Origin of the sequence: Paraburkholderia sp. RL18-101-BIB-B (assembly GCF_046026985.1) — a bacterium.
GTDB lineage: Bacteria > Pseudomonadota > Gammaproteobacteria > Burkholderiales > Burkholderiaceae > Paraburkholderia.
On record NZ_JARESV010000062.1, the window covers coordinates 26,189 to 46,637 of the forward strand.

Sequence of the window (20,449 nt, forward strand, 5' to 3'; positions counted from 1 at the left end):
CCTGTGACTGTTAATTGAAACGTACGCATGCAAGTCAGAACTCTCCCCCGACACACCGAAGAGACGGGTGAGAGAGAGCGCTCATAGCGCGGAGCTTCAGATTCCGAGATGTTCAACCTGCTGGTCGAGCTTGCTGCTAGCGCCGGAGCTGTTAGCGACAGCGTCGTACAGAATCATGTCTGCGGCTTTTTCCGCAATCATGATTGTTGGGGCGTTGGTGTTTCCGCTCGTGAGCGTCGGCATAATCGAAGCATCGACAACGCGCAGACCGCGTACGCCGCGCACGCGCAACCTTGCATCAACCACCGCGTCGTTGTCCGAGCCCATTTTGCAAGTCCCGACCGGGTGATAGACACTTTCACTCTTGTTCTTCAGGTATTCATCGAGGTCCCGGTCCGACTGCACTTCCTTGCCGGGGCCAAACTCTTCGCCTCGGTAAGGGTCAAAGGCTTTCTGGGCCATCAGCTCACGCGAGATGCGAAGCCCATCGCGCATCACACGGATGTCGTCAGGCACAGCAAAGAAATTCGGGTCGATTTCGGGCAATGCCAGCGGGTCTGACGAACGGGCCAACACCGTGCCGCGGCTTTGCGGACGCGAGATATTGAAGTACGGCATCACGCCCTCTTCATGGAAAATCTTTCGGCCGTGGTCTTCATACATGACCATGTTCAGGTGGAACTGAATATCAGGGGCCACAATGTCCGGCCGCGTCTTGACGAATGCCAAGGCTTCGACACCGTGGTAGGCGGCAGGCCCAGTCTTCGTCGCCATGTACTTGGCGACCGCCGAGGCCGAATTCAGAATGTTGAGGTGCTTGAGCAACGACAGCGGTTGCGTAATTCTCTGCTTCAGGCCACATCCCACATGGTCCTGCAAATTCTTGCCGACACCCGGAAGCTCGTGTACGGTCTGCACGCCGATGGACTGAAGGTGGTTGGGGTCGCCAACTCCGGAAATCTGGAGCAGATGCGGCGAATTGAAGGCGCCCCCACAGAGGATGACCTCCTGCGACGCGTAGATTTTCTTCAACTTCTTCCCAGCGAGATATTCGACCCCGACGGCGCGGTCACCGTCAAAGAGGATGCGCGAAGCGACGGCATCGGTGATGGCGGTGAAGTTCTTCCGGTCGCGAATCGGTGCGATATAGCAGCGTCCAACGCTTGACCGAACGCCGTCTGCGAGCGTGCTGTCGCAGGGGCCGAACCCTTCCTGATTACCCCCGTTCAAGTCATCGTTGTACTTGTACCCGGCTTGCTTGCCGGCCTCGATAAAAGCTTGGCAAACCGGATTGTGGATGCCAAATCTGCTTGTCTTCAACGGACCGTTACCACCATGAACCTCCGTTTCGCCACCCGACCACGTCTCCGACTTTTTGAAGTACGGGAGGATGTCCTCATAGCCCCAACCTTCGTTGCCAAGGTCGCGCCACCGGTCGTAATCCGTGCGGTCGCCGCGCGTATAAATCATGCCGTTGACGGTAGTGCAACCGCCAATGCTCTTGGCACGAGGAATGAACATCTCGCGATTGTTCATGTGCTTCTGAGCCACAGTGTGATAGCCCCAATCAAGCTGGCCAGTTTGCATCAACCGGAAATAACCGGCCGGCATATGAATGAAGGGGCTCTTGTCCCACCCGCCCGCTTCCAGCAGCGTCACATTAACGCTAGGGTCGGCGGTCAGTCGATTTGCCAACACGGCGCCGGCCGAGCCCGCACCGATGATGATGTAGTCAGTCATGTCATGCCTCCATTTTTTTCCAATTCGTACGCGTATTGCGCGATGCAACTTATGCTTGCAACCCTTCGCACTCGGTTTGTTGCGGAACCGACCTCAAGAAAGGCGACGTCAGGGAGAGCGCCCAGGCGTTTATGCGCGATGTAGACGTCGTCGACTCAGGAGGCTTACTGCTGGAAGACCGTTTTGAGCTTTTCCGGCGGAAGGGCCGAAGAGAAGTCCGCGTCGGGCGGTGCCGTAGGGTCGCACTTGGGGTCCATACCCTTGACGCTGTCCGCGTACGGATAGGGAAACGCCGCCAACGGCTCGTCGTTCTTTGTCCCTTGGAAGTCTGCAACCCCGCGACGGCCGGCGAATCGAATGACGGAGGTCGTGCCGTCAAGCGAGAAGTACGGGAATGCCTTGCCCGATTTCTTTAAGCTGAGATATTTGCAGTTGAGTTCGTTGTTACTGGCGTTTGTTGCGATTGCTGGAATCGGAAGGCTCGCCTGCTCAAATGCTTTGACCGTTGCGAGCGCAGTGACGCCATAATCGGTTGCGACGCCATCGATGTGCGGGTACTTAGCGATAAGACCCGACACTGCTTTCTGAGCGTCGACTGGATTCCAGTTGGTCACTATGAAATTGTTGTCCAGAAGTTTCAGGTCCGGATACTTCGAGAGTTCCGTCTTGAAACCATCCAGGAAGATTTGCGACGACATGGCTCCCGGGGCACCGCCGAGAAACAGCACATTTCCCTTTTTGAGGTTGTGTCCAAACCAGTCGGCCCAGACCTGCCCCATCCGGTAGACGTCTTCGGTCACATTCGCTGCGTAGTCCTTTCCAGCATTGCCAGATATTTTCGCTAGATACGGGACGACGGTTACGCCGGCCTTGGTTGCCGCCCGCATTGCGGGAATCTGAGCCGCACCAAAGTCCGGGAACACGACCAACACGTTCACGCCCTGCGCGACCATACTGTTGATGTCCGAATTTGCTTTCTGCTGGTCACCGTTCGCGTTCGTGTACATGAACTTCTTTACGTTCTTGCAACGGCTAACCTCGTCTTTCAGCTCAGCGGCGGCGGTCTTGCGCCACGTCACACCTCCATAGCCGTCGGACAAGCCAACGACCATCGGCTTCGTGCCGCACATCGCACTGATGTCGCCCTGATTAGTTACCAAGGCCGAGTCGGCGGCCATCGCCGGCATGGATGCAGTAGCCGCCAACAGGCTGACGGCAAGCGTACGCATGGAAAACAGGTAGAGATTTTTCATCGTCTCCTCATCTTTTATAAAGTCGGCAAGCCCTTCGATGAAGCTATCTTCATCAGACTTACAGCCAATATATGAGAGGGAAAACGGGCGTTCGCGACTCCTCGCGACATAATCAATGGCCTGTTTGCGCCAAGGATTTCCCTCCATGCCGGTAGCGAAAGCGATTTGCCCCTGAATCAACGCTCTCCAGCCGCCGGCTACCTGACCCAGGGTTATGTTTTATATACGCGTACGTAGTCGCGTATGTATAATTTCTTTCATTCGGAGGACGGGGTCGTGAGGGGATGTTTGGTCTGACGACCATCGGTGCCGGGCGCGTTGACCTCATCAGAAATGCACCGGTTCCGAATTAATTCTCGCGGACACTCAAACATGGAAAGCAGGCTGTCACAACGAGTTCTATGGCTTTTGAGCACTTGCTGCTTTGCGAGCATGGCGTCGATGAGGGTCTGCGATTCCTTGCTCCCATCGCTTGAGTCCGAGTTCCGCGTATCCATGGCTAGCGCGGCACAAACTATTTCCTCTTTCGCACTTGCTTACGGAGTGATGCAGCTCTTCTTTGGTCCCTTGGGCGACCGGTTTGGCAAGATTCGCGTTATCGCGTTGGCTACCCTTGCATGTACCGTAGGAAATTTCGGCGCAGCTATTTCGCTCCATTTGGGTCAGATGGTCGGTGCACGAGTGTTGTCCGGCGCAGCAGCGGCCGGAATCGTTCCCCTAACAATGGCATGGATTGGCGATACGGTGCCCTACGACAAACGCCAGGAGATTCTTGCCAGGCTTCTGGGCGCAACGGTATTCGGAATGATTGCCGGGCAATGGTTGGGAGCGCTGGTCGCCGACACATTCAATTGGCGCATCTCGTTCACCTTATTGGCGATGATTTCCTTGTTCGCGGGGCTCTTCGTGATGCGCGAGGACAACGCATCAAAAGTCAACAATGTCGCCACGGGCAAAGGGTTTGGCCACCGGGCTTTTGAAGTCCTTTCGATTCCTTGGGCTCGAACGGTGCTCATAATCACGTTCATTGAAGGCTCACTCGCATTCAGCACCCTTTCCTTCATCCCGACTTACCTACACGCGAGTTTCCACATGCCGATGGCGAAGTCCGGCAGCATCGTTGCGTTGTACGGAGTTGGCGGCCTACTCTATAGCCGCTGCGCACGCGTTCTGGTTCGACGACTGGGAGAATCCAATCTTGCGAGGCTGGGCGGGGCGTGTCTCGCAATATCGTATACGGGGCTCGCCATGTCGAACGACTGGGTGTTTGCGCTTCCAGCATGCTTTCTGGCCGGGTTCGGCTTCTATGCATTGCACAACACACTGCAAACCCACGCTACGCAAATGGCGCCGGGGGCACGTGGCACCGCGGTGTCGCTCTTCTCGTGCTTTCTCTTCTTCGGCCAATCTCTGGGCGTCATTTGTGCCGCCTGGTTTATTGACCGATTTTCGGCCCCCCCCGTTTTCGTAGTATCAGCGGCGGGCCTGCTCTTGCTAGCATTGACCTTTTCAGTTCAGGTATCGAAACAGACTCCGAATCTGGTCAAAACCTAACGTCTGCTCATCATAAATCTCGACGCGTTTTGTCAGACGTCTGAGTCGAAAGAAACAAATAGGAATCTTGATTGCTATATTCGACATATCGCACGAGTTCCAGCAATATCCCCGCAAGCTCGACATGATGCAAAAGAAAAGGTCGGATACCCGGCAGGAGGGTAGGTCCGACCTTGGGTGCGGTGCCCAACTCGCCTAAGCTTCGTTGTCGACGCTTTCTCGATATGGCAGATAGTCGATATACCCCTCGTCCCCACCGCCGTAAAAGGTTGCCGGGTCGAACGGCGCGAGCGGCCAGTTGTTCCTGAAACGCTCCACCAGGTCCGGGTTCGAGATAAACGGACGACCAAAGCCTGCCAAGTCGGCAACCCCGCTATTCACCAGTTCCTCGGCAGTCTTTTGCGTAAGTGAACCGGCAATCACGAGCGTCCCTTTGTACACGTTGCGGAACTTCCTGACAAAATCTTTTGGAATGGCAGCAACGGTTGGGTCAATGTTGCACAGCGACTCCTGGTCGCTGAGGTGGACATATGCAAGGTTTTTCTCGCTGAGCTTTTGCGCCAACGTGAGCCAGGTGTTTTCCTCGCCGTCGAAACTGTGCATATCGTGAAGGCGGCCATACGGCGCCAATCTGATGCCAACTCGACTGCTTCCGATAGCTTCGGACATCGCGTCGACCGCGTCCAGAACAAAGCGCAGCCTGTTCATCGTGTTGCCACCGTATTCATCCGTGCGCGTGTTACAACCGGCATTGATGAACTGCTCGAACAGATAGCCGTTAGCCCCATGGATTTCAATTCCATCAAATCCCGCTTCTATCGAGTTCTTCGCGGCCGTGACGAAATCCTCCGTCACCCGTGCGATGTCATCTTTTGTCAACGCTCGAGGTGTACTCACGGGTATCGGTCCTGGTTGCCCTTGCTCGTCGTACGCGAAGCACGTGTAACCTTTGGCAGGAGCGTCAACCGACGAGACCGGCGCGACACCATTCTCCTGCAGGCTGACGTGCGAAATGCGGCCGACGTGCCAGATTTGGATGAAAATCTTGCCACCCTCTTCATGCACACCTTTTGTTACGGCTTGCCACCCTCTGATTTGTTCGGGCGTATGAATGCCAGGGGTGAAGAGGTAGCCCGTTCCCTCGATTGAAATCTGCGACCCTTCTGTAACTATCAAGCCGGCACCGGCTCGTTGACGATAGTACAGTGCGGTCCTGGCATCAGGAACCGTGTCACGGGCGCGTGACCTCGTCATTGGTGCCATCAGAACACGGTTCGCCAGTAACGTGCCATTCATATCGTAACTTTTCAGTAGCTTGCTCATCGCTATCCCTTCAATCGCTCTGTTCCATACATGAAAGTTGCGCGAACAGGCTGAACGAGGGGAAGCACATTGCACTCCTCTCATGACCTGCCGCGCAATACACCGACAAGAAAAATGTCAGCTAGGAAGTCACCAAGATTCCTTTACGAACGGAGACTTAACCCACCCTTCCGTCCACGGTGATGACTGGTCGATGGTTCCCGTGATTTCTTCGAAGAACCATTGGTCGTCAATCTTGACGAGCTTGTCACTGTATTTGCCGGCAAGAACAAACGCCTCGGCCTCCGGGTTTGCCGGCGAAGGTGCCATCGTCAGCAAGCAAACCAGATAGAAGGTCGCATCCGCGTGCTTTCCGTCCGGAGCAATTGTGACGACCGGCGAGGAGATGTTGTGCTGGCCCCAGGCGATACCCTCCTTTAGATTTCGACAGTGCTGCCCGATTCCAGCCCTGCCTTTCGCTTCACCGCCGACGCCCTTGATAACCCAAAGGCCTTCCTCAGTGAACAGCGATGCGATTCCTTCCGGGTTGTAGCCATCGTCGAGATGACGCGCGTATGTTGCCTTCAGCTGTTTGACAGCTTCGATGTCCTCGATGCGATTGACGCGCTCTTCCAAACTAAGTTCATGACTCATGTTGCCTTCCTATGGTTAGCTTAAAAACACTTTTTAGTAGTACATATAAATTAATTGGCTCATAAGATTTTGTATGCCAAGTTACTGCTTAAAAACTGCCTTCAGCTTGTCAGCGGCCAGCACGGAAGAAAAATCTGCGTCAGGGGGAGCAGATACATCGCACTTTGGCGTAACTCCGGCACCGCTATCGGCGTATATATAGGGGAACACCTTCAGGGGTTCGTTATCCGTTGTGCCCTGATACGTCGCGACCCCACGGCGAGCAGCGAACCGGATAACAGAAGTCATGCCGTCAAGCGAGTAGTACGGGAAAGGCTGGCCAGCTTCCTTCATCGCTACGTACTTGCAGCTGAGCTCGTTGTTGCTTGAGCCCGTCGCAATCGCGGGAATCGGCAGATGTGCCTGCTGGAATGTCTTGACGGTTGCAAGCGCCGTGACGCCATAGTCGGACGCAACACCCTCGATGTGTGAGTATTTGGCAATCACACCTTCAACGGCTTTCGGCGCATCGATAGGATTCCAGTTAGTAACGACGAAGTCGTTCTGGACCAGCTTGAGGCCGGGATATTTCGCGAGGTGTGTTTTGAAGCCATTGAGGAAAGTTTGTGAGGCCGGTGCACCCGGGATGCCGCCAAGAAAGACGACATTGCCGTTCTTCAGATTCTGGCCGAACCAGTCTGCCCACGCTCCACCAATACGAAGAAGGTCGGCGCTCACGTTCGCCGCATAGTCCTTCCCGGGCGTTCCCGGAATCTCGGCCATGTACGGAATGACCGTCACGCCGGCTCGAGTTGCTGCTCGCATTGCCGGAAGTTGAGCGGCGCCGAAGTCTGGGTAAACGATGAGGACGTTAACCCCCTGAGCGACCATACTGTTGATGTCGGAGTTCGCTTTTTGCTGGTCGCCGTTTGCGTTCGTGTAGATGAACCGTGTCAGGTTCTTGCAACGGCCGACTTCGTCCTTCAATTCGGCGATGGCTGTCTTTCGCCAGGTGTTACCTCCATAGCCATCTGAAAGTCCAACAACCATGGGCTTGGTCCCGCACATGGACGTGATGTCGCCCTGGCGCTGAACCGATATCGAGTCTGCCGCCATGGCTGCCGATGATGCAGTTCCTGCCAGCAAGCCTGCGGCAAGAACGTGCGTGGAATATCTGATAAGTTGCTTCATCGTCTCCTCTCCTTTTTTGAGCCCGCAATCCAATGACCAATGCCGCCTTCGATATCCATGAGGCGACTATAGGAGCGCAACGACGTGCCTTCACGACTTGACGCGCCATTTTGATTGGCCTGATTACGCCAGGCGCGTGCGGGATAGGTAACTCGTCAGTGCAGAGGAATTCAGACGGTATTCGGCATTTCCCCGGCAGGAGTGCGTTTCAGCGTTCGGTCGCAGGTACAGGAGGCGCGGATTACACGCGCGTCTGTTGGCCGATAAGGGAATACGCCGAGATGGCGGCCACTCTCGGTGGCCGTGCAGCAAGACGACTGCGAAGCGTCTGGTGCCGCAAGGCAAGCGTGGACTGTGCGAAAGGAGGAGTTAGGCCCTTTGGGCAGGTTTCATGAAGAGGCCCTGCGGCTAGGCGGAGGGGACCGCGGGGCTGACATTCAGTGCCGTTAACTCCCTGGTAGTCTCGAGCAAGCTCGTCGCAAGAGTACCCTTCCAGGCGACGTCGAACGTGGCTCCCACACCAAACAGGGTAAGCACGAGAACGATGTCACCACCACCGTCGAAAACCGGGGCGCTGATACTATTGATGCCAGGAATCGGCAGGCCTTCACCACGTGCGATGCCGCGCTTGCGGACATCCGCGAGAATCGCTTCGAACTGCGCCGCCGACAGGTGTGAACCCTCCGGCGTTTGTAGCCCAATATCGGCTTTTATGAGGTCCCGAAGATTGGGCGTTTGTTTATACGCAGCGAAAACACGGCCAGTCGTCGAATGCACGAGCGACATCACCGTGCCGACGTGCACACCTGCGTGTAACGATGCAGAAGGTTCGACGCTCTGAAGCACGGTCGGACCGCGGTCACCCCACGCGGCTAACAGCACGCTTTGCCCGGCCCGTGTCGCAAGGTCAAGCGCAGGTTGCATGGCGTTGCGGACTGCTGGCACCATCCGGAGCGCGTGCAGCCCTAGTCGCAATGATAGTGGCCCCGGTTCCAGCCGTGATGTCACTGGGTCTCGTTTGACGAGGCCTGTGCGCAGCAGGCTCACCATATAGGTGAAAGCCTGATTCGTTGGGATGCCGCTGAGAGCACCTAGCTCCGCGAGCGTTAGCGGCTCGCCAGCGCTGGCCAGATACTCAAGGAAGCGGCCGCCGACCTCCATGCTCTGGATGCCCCGCTGCTCCTTGCGACCATCGGATAGCTGCTCTTCTGAGCGCAGTTTTTTTGCCGGCTGCTTCGTTACCATGCAATCCTCTGCCGTACAATTGTGTTGTGATTATATAATTTTACCGGCTTCTGCATTCTCGTCGGCGGTAACTTATTTTTTAGGTTTTTTCAATCCGGACAGGCGCATGGATACCGAAAGCAGCGATAAATCCCAGCGGGGAATCCAGTCTGTTGAAGTAGGAAGCGAGATTCTGCTTGCGCTCACCTACTCCGATTCTCCCATGGTACTGAAGGAAATTGCGGGGGTCACGGGAATGCCTCCCGCGAAACTCTTTCCGTACCTCGTAAGCCTTATCAAACTGCAGCTGGTGCAGCGTGTTGAGCCATCAGGTGGCTACGCGCCGGGCCCCCTAGCGTTGCGTTTAGGTCTATATGGCCTGCAGAGACTTAACCCGCTGCGAGAAGCCGAGGCGGATGTGCTCGCACTCGCATCGAAGACGGGTCAGAGTGTGTTCGTGACGACCTGGGGACCGAACGGCCCTGTCGTCGTGCGCCAGGAAGACCCCCCATACCCCCTCCATTTGACCTTGCGTGTCGGAACCATCATGTCGTTGGTAAACACGGCGACGGGACGGCTGTTCGGCGCATACATGCCCGAATCACTCGTACGTAAAGCCTTGGAAGACGAAGGTATTCGGTTGAGCGGTGCAACCGACTTGAAGGCGCAGGACAAGCAACGCCTTTTCAAGGAATACGAGCAGATTCGTGAAGACGCGATGACCCGAACCACCGGTCATCCTCTTCCTGGCGTCAACGCAATCGCCGCGCCTGTATTCATGTTCAACGGCACGATTGCACTGGCAATCACGCTGGTCGGCCCTGCCGGCACTTTCGACACGCGGTGGGATGGCGAACTGGCGCAGACCCTACGCCAGACTGCCACCGACCTCTCATATCGACTGGGCTACGCGACGTTGCAGGGCAGTGAGACTTGATATCAAGGGTGGTAAGCGAGGCTACCGACCGGCGTTGAGCCAACGGATGAGCCGGCTCCTACCTTCGATTCCACGATTGCCGAGCCAGCGATAAAACCAAACGTCAGCGCCGGCCCGAGCGTGATACCCGCTCCTGGATAGTTTCCGCCCATGATGCTGCATGCGTCGTTCCCAACAGCAAAAAGTCCCGGAATAGGCGCAGATTCTCCATCCAGCACACGGCAACTCGCGTCAGCCTTCAGGCCAGCGAAAGTGCCAATGTCGCCAATCCGCAGTTTGAGCGCGTAGAACGGGCCGCGTTCAATCGGTGCAACGCAGGGATTCGGGCCGTGGAGAGCGTCGCCCTGGTATCGATTGTATGCCTGGCTGCCTTTGCCGAATTCGGGGTCGCGACCGAGCTTCGCTTCCTCGTTGAACGCTGCCACAGTTTTCCGCAATCCATCTGCGCTTACACCGATGAGTCGGGCCAAGTCCTCGACGCTTTTTCCCCGGGTAAGGTAGCCGATTCGCAGATACCGACCGATGGGCATTGGAAACGGTGCTGCACTTCCCAAGCCATAAGTACGGAGTGTCTTGTGGTCGCAAATCAGGTGTGCCGAGATTTCCTCGCCCGGCTTCGATGCGGCGACAAGCGCCTGCACAAAGTCATGATATGAGTTGCCTTCGTTGGTGAACCGTTGTCCGTCTTTCAGCACCGCGATGACGCCAGGCTTCGCCCGGTCGATGAAGTGAGGCATGATGCCCGTCGTGCCGTCCTTTCGCTTGAGGGTCGATACCGGCACCCACGCAGCCGCATTTGGAAGTGTCTTTGCAACCTGAGCTCCGACGGCCTCAGCCATACGCAAACCATCCCCCGTATTCCCCGTCGGCGACGGAGAGAAATGCTCCATGCCCGTCGGAGCATGCGGGAACAGTTGCTTGCGCCGTTCGATGTCGTAAGGGAATCCGCCGCTTGCCAGTACCACCGCGCAACTAGCCGTAACACGGACCGCCTTACCCTCGCGGATTAGCGTCGCACCGGACACGCGGCCATCATCAAACGTCAGCGAAGTTGCCTTCGTATTCAGCCAAAGCGGCACGTTGAGGTCGAAAAGCGACTTTGCCAGCCGGCCAGATAGGGCGTTGCCGTTCGTCAGCGTCATTCCACGGCCGAACTTCATCACGTCGGCGAAGTGCTTCGACAACCGCTTGGTCACATACCACGCCGACTTCACAGATTTCGTCACTCGCATGAAGTGCACGATTTCCTTGCCCGAACCCAGCATCATCCCGAAGACTGTCAGTTCGGGCAGCGCCGGGGCCAAATCGCCGATGTGCTTCCCCAGCTCACGTCCGTCGAAGGGTCTGGTTACCATCGAACGCCCACCTTGCCTGCCCCCGGGAGCCTCGGCGTGATAGTCAGGAAAAACTAGCGGCATGTCGAACCGCACTGCCGTCTTCGTCGTGAAAAAATCCACCGCTTCCGGGCCGTACTTGATGAAAGCATCCACGCGGTCCGGGTCGAAGCTGTCCCCAGCCTCATGTGCGAGATAGGTGCGCGCCGCTCCTTCCGGTTCATAAATTCCCTGCACCTTCGCCAAAGAGGTGTTCGGAATCCACAGCCAGCCGCCGGAGCGTGCCGTCGACCCACCAAATTTCGGCTCCTTCTCAATAACCAGCACCTTCAGACCTTTCGACGCGGCAGTAATCGCCGTCGACATGCCAGATGCGCCTGAGCCGATAACCAGGACATCACATTGATATTCACTCTCTTGCGGCATTGCTTTCTCCGGTGATGGTTCGTCCCAGGACGCACCAAAAAATGGATGGCGGAGCCTCAATGTCTCCTTAAGCGAATAGTACGTCGCAATTTACTCCTTGCAAACTTATTTGCATGGGTACAATCCCGTAGACGTAAACGGGCAGTAGCGCCGTTTACATCAGATGGTTTCGGATTCCGTTCGAGGGATGAGGGAAATTATCTATATGCGATTTCATTCTCTTCTGTATAATTTTAAACATCCGACCACGCATGTGGCCTTTCCCATCGGCGGGCGACCGCTCAGTCCGACTTTCGAACCACCAACAGAGGTTTCGCCATGACGTCACAGAAGAAGTTCGCTTCCCACGCGGATACTGAAGAGAAAAAGGTCACGTTTGAACAGCTTTCCGAGCACGCGTACGCCTACACGGCGGAAGGCGACCCCAATACCGGCATCATCATCGGCGATGACGCGGTACTGGTCGCTGACACCCAGGCAACGCCGGTCATGGCTCAGGACGTCATTCGCCGCATCCGCGAGGTGACGGACAAGCCCATCAAATACGTGCTCCTCACCCACTATCATGCTGTTCGCGTGCTCGGCGCATCGGCATACAACCCGCAACAAATCATCGCGAGTCAGGACACCTACGACCTCATCGTCGAACGTGGCGAGCAGGACATGAAGAGCGAGATTGAACGCTTCCCGCGACTGTTCAATGCCGTTGAGTCCGTGCCGGGGCTGACGTGGCCAACTTTGACTTTCAAGAAGGAAATGACGCTGTGGCTGGGCAAGCTCGAAGTGAAAATCCTTCAGCTTGGTCGCGGACATACGAAGGGCGACACTGTTGTGTGGTTGCCGCAGGAAAAGGTCCTTTTGTCGGGCGACCTCGTCGAGTACGGCGCTACGCCGTACGCCGGTGACGCCTACTTCCAGGACTGGCCAGCTACGCTCGACGCCATTGCCGCGCTGAAACCCGAGAAGCTGGTTCCCGGCCGCGGTGCCGCGCTGAAAACGCCCCAGGAAGTCGCGGACGGTCTGGCTGGGACGCGTGCATTTGTCAGCGAGCTCTACAACAAGGTCAAGTCCAGCTCGAGCGAAGGGAAGGACCTGAACGCCATCTACAAAGACACCTACGCAGCGTTGAAGCCGAAGTTCGGCGACTGGGTCATCTTCGACCACTGCATGCCGTTTGATGTGACGCGCGCCCACGACGAAGCCACGCAGTACCCCGACCCGCGCATCTGGACCGCGCAGCGCGACAAGGAGATGTGGGAAACGCTCGAAGGCTGACCTGTATCGGCGGACCGCGGCTGTTTGACACAACGCCAGGGTCTCCGCTTTCAAGATGAATCCCCCTTGGAGACTCAACGTGCAACACCCGACTGTCGAAACGAAGGAAAATCGCGAGACTGCCCACGCAGCTTCGCTTCAGAATTCCAGCCTTAAACGTGCCTCGTCGGCATCGGCTGCTTTTTCAGCGCACCCTACCGGATATCAGTCCGGCTTCGGTAGCGAATTTGCGACCGAAGCGCTTCCTGGCGCCCTGCCTGTGGGTCGGAATTCACCACAGCGAGTCGCGTACGGCCTTTACGCGGAACAATTTTCTGGAACGGCGTTCACCGCGCCGCGCTCGCACAACCGTCGCTCATGGCTTTACCGGATACGCCCTGCCGCCGTCCATAAGCCATTCACGCCATTAGGCAAAAGCAAGCTCGTTAGCGACTTCTCCAACGTCCCGCAGACGCCGCCCAATCAGCTCCGCTGGGACCCATTACCGCTCCCCCAGGAGCCCACCGACTTCATCGACGGTCTGGTAACGATGGCGGGCAACGGCTCGGCTGAGTCGATGACCGGTTGCGCCATCCACATGTATGCAGCGAACCGGTCGATGCACGACCGTTTCTTCTATTCTGCCGATGGCGAGCTACTGATTGTTCCTCAACTCGGCACGCTGAGCATTGGGACCGAATTTGGGCTCGTTGAAGTCGGGCCACAAGAAATCGCTGTTATTCCGCGCGGCACGCGTTTTCGCGTTGAACTGCTCGACGGGGATGCACGGGGGTACGTCTGCGAAAACTTTGGCGCCCTCCTCCGGTTGCCAGACCTCGGCCCAATCGGCTCAAACGGACTTGCCAATCCGCGTGACTTCCTGACGCCGCAGGCCGCCTACGAGGTGCTCGAAGGTAATTTCGAGCTGGTCGCAAAGCTGAACGGCCAACTTTGGCGCGCCGACATCGACCACTCGCCGCTCGACGTCGTCGCGTGGCACGGGAACTACGCGCCTTATAAGTACGACCTACGCCAATTCAACACAATTGGCTCAATCAGCTTCGACCATCCAGACCCGTCAATCTTCCTGGTCCTGCAGTCACCCAGCGACACGCCTGGCGTTGACAGCATTGACTTTGTTATTTTCCCGCCGCGCTGGCTCGCCGCCGAGGACACCTTTCGACCGCCCTGGTTCCATCGCAATGTTGCCAGCGAGTTCATGGGTCTCATTCATGGCGAATATGACGCGAAGGCGGAAGGCTTCCTCCCAGGGGGCGCAAGCCTGCATAACTGCATGTCCGGCCACGGGCCTGACGCCGGCACATTCGACAAGGCGTCAGCGTCTGACACCGCGAAGCCGGCCAAGGTCGACTCCACCATGGCCTTCATGTTCGAGACGCGCACGCTCATCAAACCGACGCAGTTCGCGCTCGAAATTTCGCAATTACAGGCGAACTACTTCGAGTGCTGGCAGGGGCTCAAGAACAACTTCAATCCGGAAGTGAAATGATGACTGCGATGACAGACGAAGCTTTGGCGCTGCCGCGGACAACCAGTCCGAACCTGAAAAGCTGGGTTGAATCGGCCAATACGGGCGACACCGACTTTCCCATCCAGAACCTGCCCTTTGGCGTCTTCTCGGACAACAATTCCGGCATCCCCCGTGTCGGCGTCGCAATTGGAGAATTAGTCGTCGACCTCGCTGTACTAGAATCGGCCGGCTTGCTCTCCGTGCCGTACGCGGTTACCGACGACGCGGGCCAACCGAAGAGCGTTTTCCGTCAGGGGCGACTCAATGACTTTGTCGCCTTGGGAAAGGCAGCTTGGGCTAGTGTGCGGACTCAACTCTCGATGCTCCTGTCTGCAGACGGAACAGCACTTCGTGACAACGCCGCGGTCCGTGAGCGTGCAGTCGTTCGTCAATGCGATGCGGTCATGCATCTTCCGTTCGAAATTCCGGGCTACACCGATTTCTACTCCTCGCGAGAACATGCGACGAATGTAGGGTGTATGTTTCGCGACCCGAAGAATGCGTTGATGCCAAACTGGCTCGAGATTCCTATTGGGTACAACGGCCGGGCATCGTCCGTTGTTGTGAGCGGCACGCCGGTTCGGCGCCCGAACGGGCAGCGCAAAGACCCGGACTCCGCACGCCCTTCGTATGGGCCGTGTCGCAAGCTGGACATCGAATTGGAAACGGGCTTCTTCGTCGGTGTCGGCAATGCTCTTGGTTCACCGATTTCCGCTGCGGACGCGGATGGGAATATCTTTGGCATGGTCCTCCTTAACGACTGGAGCGCGCGAGACATCCAGCAATGGGAATATCAGCCACTTGGCCCGTTCAATTCAAAAGGATTCGCGACCACCATTTCGCCGTGGGTGGTGACGATGGATGCGTTGGCGCCGTTTCGTGTCGAACAGCCGTCGCAGATGCCGAAACCCTTGGCGTACCTGCGAGGAGCGAAGAACGCTGGCGTTGACCTGCACCTTGAGGTCCTTCTGAAGCCGAAATCCGCCGCGTCCCCAACAACTATTGCTCGGACTAACTTCAAGCACATGTACTGGTCGATGGCGCAACAGTTGGTGCACCATACGTCCTCGGGCTGCAACACGCGAGTTGGAGACCTCTTGGGCTCGGGAACTATCAGCGGGCCAAAATCAGAGTTGGCTGACGACAATGTTGGAACGTTCGGCAGCCTTCTCGAGCTGACGTGGAATGGACAAACGCCACTCAAGCTTGGCAACGACGAAGTTCGGAGCTTCATTGAGGACGGCGACGAACTGACTCTGCTCGGATGGTGTCAAGGCGAAGGCTACCGCATTGGCTTCGGTTCATGCGTCGGCACCATATTGCCGGCCCTCGAGGTCGCCGCGCCGGAGAGCGATGAATGAAGCTCTACAGCTACTTCCGGAGCTCGGCGTCATATCGGGTTCGCGTTGCCCTCGCATTAAAGGGGCTACCTTATGAATATGCACCGGTGCATCTTCTCAAGGGAGGGGGCCAGCAACTTTCGCCCGTCTACCGCGAGCTCAACTCCGATGGACTGGTGCCAACTCTCGAGGATGGCCCGCAGGTTCTGACGCAATCGCTCGCGATTATCGAGTATCTGAACGAGCTGCACCCGGAGCCGCCACTGCTTCCTGCCGCTCCCGCCGACCGTGCATATGTACGGTCCGTGGCGTTGCAAGTCGCCAGTGAAATACATCCGGTCAACAACTTACGAGTCCTCCAGTACCTGAAAAGACGCTTCGGCATCTCCGAGGAACAGAAATCGGAGTGGTATCAGCACTGGATTGATGTCGGCTTCAGTTCGCTCGAAAGCAGGCTGAAGTCTGAGCCCCGCGTTGGCGACTATGTGTTTGGGAGCGCCCCTACCATTGCAGACCTATGCCTCGTTCCACAGGTCTGGAACGCCCGCCGCTTCGAAATACCTTTGAATCGTTACCCCATCATTTCCCGACTGGCAGCCAACGCGATGAAGTTGGATGCGTTCCGGCAAGCCGACCCCGCCGCCCAACCCGATGCGGAGCCGTGAGTTCTCAGCACCAAACATCGTCATCAGTCACGGATGGCTCATGTAATAGCTAGTACAGCCTCGGTAGAGCCGCCAGCTTGGCTGAACAAACATATTGCGCCGGAGCTCGCCTCCATGGTGCGGATTGGAGACTAGACATGAGTGCAGGATTTCACCATCCGTTTCCGGTGGCAATGCAAAGCGTTGGACGAGGAAAAATCGTCAACGCCCTGGACGCAGTTAGGCTAATTCGCGAAGGCAACACTGTAGCGACAGGCGGCTTCGTTGGAATTGGCTTTGCGGAGGAAATTGCTGTTGCACTCGAACAGCTGTTCCTCGACACCAGTAGTCTGGAAAACGATGCGCCGCGGAACCTGACGCTTGTCTATGCTGGCGGACAAGGGGACGGTGCGTTGAAGGGGCTGAATCATTTCGCCCATCACGGACTCGTTCGGAGAGTAATCGGCGGGCCATTGGGGCCTTGTACCGGGCCGTCAACGGCTGGCTGTCGAAGGTCACATCGAAGCCTACAACCTCCCGCAAGGTGTCATCTCTCAACTCTTTCGAGACATCGCGGCGCACCGACCTGGCCACTTGTCGACCGTCGGGCTCGACACGTTCGTAGACCCGCGAAACGGCGGCGGCAAGCTCAATGCAAAAACTACCGAAGACTTGGTGAGCCTTATATCTGTCAACGGCGCTGACTGCCTTCTGTACAAGACATTCCCCATCGACGTCGCTATCGTACGCGGTACCACGGCCGACGCGAACGGGAATATAACGATGGAGAAGGAAGCGCTCACCCTCGAGTCGCTTTCCATTGCAATGGCCGCACGTAACTCTGGGGGCATCGTAATAGTTCAGGTAGAGCGAATTGCAGAGTCTGGCACCTTGAATCCTCGACACGTCAAGATACCCGGAATCCTGGTCGATTGTGTTGTGGTCGCCAAGCCTGAAAACCACTGGCAGACCTTTGCTGAACCGTACAGTCCCGGCTTTGCAAGTGAGCTTCGCGTTTCAGCCGGTTCGATTCCCGCAATGGCCTTGACGGAGCGAAAAGTCATTGCACGACGGGCCTCGTTCGAACTGATGGCCAACAGCGTGGTGAATCTTGGGATTGGGATGCCCGAAGGCATAGCGAGCGTCGCAAACGAGGAGAAGGTATGCGACCTTTTCACAATGACGACCGAGCCGGGTGTCATTGGCGGAATACCTGCGGATGGCCTGAATTTTGGCGCGGCGACCAACACCGATGCCATCATTGACCAGCCCTACCAGTTCGACTTCTATGACGGTGGCGGACTGGATATAGCGTTTCTCGGACTGGCTCAGGTCGACCGGGAAGGCAATCTGAATGTGAGCAAGTTTGGACCGAAGCTGGCTGGCGCCGGCGGCTTCATCAATATTTCCCAGAGCGCGAAGAAGGTGGTCTTTCTTGGCACGTTCAACGCCGGCAAACTTGATTTAAGTATCAAAGACGGCCGGTTGACGATTCTTCGAGATAGCGTCTGCCGAAAGTTTGTGAACGAGGTGGAGCATCGCACGTTCGGTGGTCGCTACGCAAGTGAACGCCGCCAGCCTGTTCTGTACATCACAGAACGATGCGTCTTTTCTCTTAGCCCGGGCGGTCTTGAGCTTGTCGAAATCGCACCCGGAATCGACTTGCAGAGAGACATCATTTCACAGATGGAATTCGTCCCAATCATAAAATCGCCGCCGCGTCTCATGGACGCCCGAATTTTTGACAGCAAACCGATGGGCCTGCGAGCCATGCTTTTGCGATTGACACTCGGAGAAAGGTTCAGCTACGACGCGGACAAAAATATGTTCTTCATCAACTTCGAGGGGCACAAGGTCACGTCCGCTGACGACGTGGAAGCTATCCGTGCCGAGGTTGAGTTGGCGCTGTCCGGACTAACGGTGAGACTTCACGCCATCGTAAACTACGACAACTTCTCGATAGCTCCCAAAGTCATCGACGCCTATTCAGACATGGTTACTGGTCTCGTCTCCCGCTACTACTCGGACGTCACTCGATATACGACAAGCAGCTTCCTTCGAATGAAACTGGGAGAAGCGCTGCACCGGCGCAGCGTCGCGACCTATATCTACGAAAGCCCCGAAGAGGTAACGGCGCACGAGTCCCGTTAGCAGACAGACTCTTCTTCCGGTGCCTACACCGTCGAGCTTAAGCGCCACGACGTGTTTGCACACGCAGACCGCTATTTTCACTCGTTCCATTTTGGGTTGTCCCGGTCTTTCGACCGGGACTCCCTTCTACTGCTCAACGTTGAGCTTACTCCGTCGCGCTCAGCGCAAGATTTTTCGGCACATTATTAAGGTCTCCAACCGCGAGCAATTACTACGCGTCGCTGACCGCGGTTTCACCGACCTTTTTAGTCGCTTTCGTGGCAGCCGCGTACGCCACGCTAGCTGTCTGGCCCGCTGCGCCGAAAGTGGACTTCCAGAAGGCAGTAATCGCGTCACCGCCAGGCAGTGCATTTTTCGACATGTTGGCGAAAAATGCCTTCGCATCAAACGAGGGCTGTTTGAAGACGTTCTTGGCCGCCGCTTCGAATTCAGCCTGGGTGCTCGACACGATTTCGTTCACGTGCTTCCAATAGGCCTGCGCCTTTTGAACGCCAGCCTGCAGTTGGGCTGCCTGACCGGCAAAAGCTGCTTGCGGTTCTTTGCTAGCAACAGATTTGGCAGCGAATTCTTGCGCCTCGGCGAGCGTCATCTTGACCGTCTGCGCATTGAGTTCAATGAGTTTTTCGAAGCCCTGAAAAGCCTTGCTCGCAAGACCGAAAGTTGTCTCAAGGCTTGCCTTGGTTGCAATAATCGTTTGTTCCGGGATGAGGGTGTTCATGTTCGACTCCAAAAAAGTAGGGCCGTATGTCGCCCGATTTAAATGCTGCATTGCAGCAATCTGAGTTCCATCATAGCCACAATTTCGACGAAGTCAAATTCTTATTTTGCGCATCTGGAGCTCCTTCGTGCGCCTCCGTCCCTTGTCAGCAGGGCGTGGCACGTTTTTTACCGAAGCAGCGGGACATCTGAACTGTGGCATCTCATATGTTTACGTTGCGATGCAGCAATACGCGCGCATACTTAGGATGCCCTGCATACGCGCCCCACTGGAGATGCAATGAAAAGCGTTGAACTCACGCCACCCTCAGCAACACTTCTCGTTCTTGAACCGCTTCGCGCGGCAGCCGACTACGCTGCCGGTCTGGCTCCGCTGGCTGCCCCGCTGCCGCCCGGTGACGGTCATCCGGTACTCGTATTTCCCGGTCTGGGTGTCAGCGGGGTCGCGACGTCGGACCTGCGCAAGCGCCTGCAACAACTCGGCTACGAAGTTCACGATTGGGAACAAGGCGTCAACTTTGGGCCGGGTGCCGACAATGACCTGATGCTGGAACGTCTGGGTGACCATCTGCGGCAGATACATGCGTTGCATCGGCGTTCGGTTTCACTGCTCGGCTGGAGCTTTGGCGGCGTCTACGCCCGTCAGTTGGCCGCGAAATATCCGGAACTGGTGCGCCAGGTCATCACGCTGGCGACACCTGTTGCCGACAACTCGGACGCCACTCATGCCGGATGGATGCTGAACATGTTGAGCAGTGGCATACCTCCAATAAATCACGCTCCCACGCGGTGTTCAGATGCGACTGCGCCTGTTCCGTCCGCTTCGGTCTACTCAAAAACGGACGGAATTGTCGCGTGGGAAGGATGCGTCTCGACCGGGTCAACGAACCACCGCAACATTGAGGTCGACGACGTCAGCCATCTAGGCATGGTCCATCACCCGGAAGTGCTGCGCGTGCTGGCGGACCTCCTCGCCCAGCATCCGGACGGTCCTAGACAGGTCGTAATGCGGGCCGCAGGCCAATAGTGCCTCCGAGTGCGAAATCATCTTCGAGCATCGTGAGGACGGCGGGCTAAAAGCCCGCATCTCAAAACTAGCTCCGCGTTGCTCCGACGCATGTCAGAAACGGCCAGCCGGCTGCTCTGATTGAACGCGGTGCAGCTCGGCCGCCGCCTCGGTATTCGACTACTTGCGAGCTCCGTCTCCGACTATCCGGC

The 20,449-nt window shown here is 56.8% G+C and carries 15 protein-coding genes and 1 pseudogene; 8 read left to right on the forward strand and 8 right to left on the reverse strand.

Annotated elements, in window-relative coordinates:
- Nucleotides 1-96 precede the first annotated feature (96 nt).
- Nucleotides 97-1,740, reverse strand: a complete 1,644-nt coding sequence (locus tag P0D73_RS41210; protein WP_408180324.1) for a GMC family oxidoreductase — start codon at nucleotides 1,738-1,740, stop codon at nucleotides 97-99.
- Between the two features lie 164 nt (nucleotides 1,741-1,904).
- Nucleotides 1,905-3,173, reverse strand: coding sequence for a substrate-binding domain-containing protein (locus tag P0D73_RS41215; protein WP_408180323.1), 1,269 nt, complete (start codon nucleotides 3,171-3,173; stop codon nucleotides 1,905-1,907).
- A gap of 192 nt (nucleotides 3,174-3,365) precedes the next feature.
- Here P0D73_RS41215 and P0D73_RS41220 point away from each other — a divergent pair, with 192 nt between their 5' ends.
- On the forward strand, nucleotides 3,366-4,547 hold the full coding sequence (locus P0D73_RS41220) for an MFS transporter (protein ID WP_408289439.1): 1,182 nt from the start codon (nucleotides 3,366-3,368) through the stop codon (nucleotides 4,545-4,547).
- 195 nt (nucleotides 4,548-4,742) lie between these two features.
- Here P0D73_RS41220 and P0D73_RS41225 read toward each other — a convergent pair whose 3' ends face one another.
- The 4 genes from P0D73_RS41225 to P0D73_RS41240 all read right to left on the reverse strand — a co-directional run bounded on the left by P0D73_RS41225 (nucleotide 4,743) and on the right by P0D73_RS41240 (nucleotide 8,918).
- The gene (locus tag P0D73_RS41225; RefSeq protein WP_408180322.1) at nucleotides 4,743-5,870 is read right to left on the reverse strand and encodes an alkene reductase; all 1,128 of its coding nucleotides are present in this window, start codon (nucleotides 5,868-5,870) and stop codon (nucleotides 4,743-4,745) included.
- Nucleotides 5,871-5,999: 129 nt separating this feature from the next.
- Nucleotides 6,000-6,503: a nuclear transport factor 2 family protein gene (locus tag P0D73_RS41230; RefSeq protein ID WP_408180321.1), complete on the reverse strand. Its 504-nt coding sequence runs from the start codon at nucleotides 6,501-6,503 to the stop codon at nucleotides 6,000-6,002.
- Nucleotides 6,504-6,584: 81 nt separating this feature from the next.
- Entirely contained in the window at nucleotides 6,585-7,673 is a 1,089-nt protein-coding gene (locus P0D73_RS41235) for a substrate-binding domain-containing protein (RefSeq protein WP_408289444.1), read from the reverse strand.
- Between the two features lie 408 nt (nucleotides 7,674-8,081).
- Nucleotides 8,082-8,918, reverse strand: a complete 837-nt coding sequence (locus tag P0D73_RS41240) for an IclR family transcriptional regulator (protein ID WP_408180319.1) — start codon at nucleotides 8,916-8,918, stop codon at nucleotides 8,082-8,084.
- Between the two features lie 106 nt (nucleotides 8,919-9,024).
- Between P0D73_RS41240 and P0D73_RS41245 the strand changes: the two genes are divergently transcribed.
- Nucleotides 9,025-9,834, forward strand: a complete 810-nt coding sequence (locus P0D73_RS41245) for an IclR family transcriptional regulator (protein WP_408180318.1) — start codon at nucleotides 9,025-9,027, stop codon at nucleotides 9,832-9,834.
- 2 nt (nucleotides 9,835-9,836) lie between these two features.
- On the opposite strand, the gene P0D73_RS41250 is transcribed toward P0D73_RS41245, so the two are convergent.
- The gene (locus tag P0D73_RS41250; protein WP_408435619.1) at nucleotides 9,837-11,594 is read right to left on the reverse strand and encodes an FAD-dependent oxidoreductase; all 1,758 of its coding nucleotides are present in this window, start codon (nucleotides 11,592-11,594) and stop codon (nucleotides 9,837-9,839) included.
- Nucleotides 11,595-11,912: 318 nt separating this feature from the next.
- Between P0D73_RS41250 and P0D73_RS41255 the strand changes: the two genes are divergently transcribed.
- The 5 genes and pseudogenes from P0D73_RS41255 to P0D73_RS41275 all read left to right on the forward strand — a co-directional run bounded on the left by P0D73_RS41255 (nucleotide 11,913) and on the right by P0D73_RS41275 (nucleotide 18,514).
- On the forward strand, nucleotides 11,913-12,869 hold the full coding sequence (locus P0D73_RS41255; protein WP_408180316.1) for an MBL fold metallo-hydrolase: 957 nt from the start codon (nucleotides 11,913-11,915) through the stop codon (nucleotides 12,867-12,869).
- Nucleotides 12,870-12,948: 79 nt separating this feature from the next.
- A complete protein-coding gene (gene hmgA, locus P0D73_RS41260) occupies nucleotides 12,949-14,358 on the forward strand; it encodes a homogentisate 1,2-dioxygenase (protein WP_408435621.1) in 1,410 nt (469 codons plus the stop codon).
- Nucleotides 14,358-15,740: a fumarylacetoacetase gene (gene fahA / locus P0D73_RS41265; RefSeq protein WP_408435628.1), complete on the forward strand. Its 1,383-nt coding sequence runs from the start codon at nucleotides 14,358-14,360 to the stop codon at nucleotides 15,738-15,740. Before hmgA ends, fahA begins: the two co-directional genes overlap by 1 nt.
- Nucleotides 15,737-16,384: a maleylacetoacetate isomerase gene (gene maiA / locus P0D73_RS41270; protein WP_408289457.1), complete on the forward strand. Its 648-nt coding sequence runs from the start codon at nucleotides 15,737-15,739 to the stop codon at nucleotides 16,382-16,384. Before fahA ends, maiA begins: the two co-directional genes overlap by 4 nt.
- Before the next feature lie 137 nt (nucleotides 16,385-16,521).
- Nucleotides 16,522-18,514: pseudogene (locus tag P0D73_RS41275) on the forward strand (acyl CoA:acetate/3-ketoacid CoA transferase).
- A gap of 211 nt (nucleotides 18,515-18,725) precedes the next feature.
- Here the strand turns inward: P0D73_RS41275 and phaP are convergent.
- The gene (gene phaP / locus P0D73_RS41280) at nucleotides 18,726-19,232 is read right to left on the reverse strand and encodes a TIGR01841 family phasin (protein WP_408180313.1); all 507 of its coding nucleotides are present in this window, start codon (nucleotides 19,230-19,232) and stop codon (nucleotides 18,726-18,728) included.
- Nucleotides 19,233-19,511: 279 nt separating this feature from the next.
- Between phaP and P0D73_RS41285 the strand changes: the two genes are divergently transcribed.
- Entirely contained in the window at nucleotides 19,512-20,258 is a 747-nt protein-coding gene (locus tag P0D73_RS41285; RefSeq protein ID WP_408435624.1) for an esterase/lipase family protein, read from the forward strand.
- Nucleotides 20,259-20,449 lie beyond the last annotated feature (191 nt).